This is a genomic window from Streptomyces fuscigenes, assembly GCF_021556455.1.
GTDB lineage: Bacteria > Actinomycetota > Actinomycetes > Streptomycetales > Streptomycetaceae > Streptomyces > Streptomyces fuscigenes.
Map to the genome: position 1 here is coordinate 1 of NZ_JAKGCV010000755.1, position 1,374 is coordinate 1,374.

Genomic DNA, 1,374 nt, shown 5'->3' on the forward strand with positions numbered 1-1,374 from the left:
GGGGGGCCCCGGCCCGGCCTTCGGTCCCGGCGGCGACGGCGCGTCCGCCGGCGGGGGCCGGCCCGTCACGGGCATCGCGGCGCTGCCCCGCCCCCACCGGATCGTCGCGGGCGCCGTGGGGCTCGGCGTGGCCGCCTTCGCCTGCGTCCACCTGGCCATGGTCTTCTTCTACGTGGCCCCCGCCAACACGGTCTCCAAGCAGCACGCCGCGCTCATCAACAGCTGGGTGAACCCGGAGTTCGAGCAGAACTGGAAGCTGTTCGCGCCCAACCCGCTCCAGCAGAACATCCACGTCCAGGCGCGGTTCGAGACCGAGGACCGCTCCGGGCGCACCTCCGTCAGCGGCTGGCGGGACCTGTCCGCGCAGGACGGCGCGGGCATCCTGCACAACCCGCTGCCGAGCCACACGCAGCAGAACGAACTGCGCAGGGCCTGGGACTACTTCACCTCCACGCACGACGCGAAGGAGCGGCCGCTGGGCTCCCGGGGCCGCCTCTCCGAGGCGTACCTGCGCCGGATCGTCGTGCTCAGGTTCGGCCGGGACCGGCTGCCCGGCCGCCTCACCCGCGTCGAGGTCCGCTCGGCGACCACGGCCGTCGCGCCGCCCCCGTACGCCAAGGAGCGCGTCGACACCCGGACCTTCTACCGGACCTTCCCGTGGTGGAACGTGGGCCCCGCCGACGTGCCGGACGGCGTCCCGAAGACGGTCGTCGCCGACGGCCGGACCGCGGGCGCGGCGGCGTCCGCGCGGGTCAGCGGCGCGCGCGGCGCGGCGGACGTCACGGAGGCGGCCAAGTGAGCACACCCGCAGGCGCCGCCGGTGCGGCACCCGCCCGTTCCGCGGGGATCGCGCAGGCGGTGCAGCGCGTCACGTCCACCGCGTACGCCCCGTACCAGAGCGCGTTCATACGGATCGGCTTCGCCGGCACCTGGCTGGTCTTCCTGCTGCGCGAACTGCCCCACCGGCGCGAGATGTACGGGCCCGACGGCCCCTGGAGCTGGGGGCTGGCGCGGCAGCTGATCGCGGGGAACCACGCGTTCTCCGCCCTGATGTGGTCGGACAGCGCGGTCTGGTTCGAGATCGTGTACGCCGTCGCGATGCTCTCCAGCCTGCTGCTGCTCCTCGGCTGGCACACCCGGGCCCTGTCCCTGGTGTTCATGGTCGGCGTGCTCTCGCTGCAGAACCGCTCCGTCTTCCTCGGGGACGGCGGCGACAACGTCCTCCACATCATGGCGATCTACCTGGTCTTCACGCGCTGCGGCCGGGTCTGGTCGCTGGACGCCCGCCGGGCGGCGCGCGCGGCCCGGAGCGCGCACCCGCCGGAGACGGGCGCGCAGGCGCCGGCCCTCGGCGAACGGGACGGCGACGGTGGC

At 74.7% G+C, this 1,374-nt stretch carries 2 protein-coding genes; both read left to right on the plus strand.

The window, feature by feature from the left end; translation table 11 throughout:
- Positions 1-799: DUF5819 family protein (locus L1885_RS28350; protein WP_235800002.1), on the plus strand; the 799-nt coding region annotated here is incomplete at its 5' end.
- Positions 796-1,374, plus strand: a 579-nt coding sequence (locus tag L1885_RS28355) for an HTTM domain-containing protein (RefSeq protein WP_505016797.1), incomplete at its 3' end; no start/stop codon positions are given. The genes L1885_RS28350 and L1885_RS28355, both read left to right, overlap by 4 nt.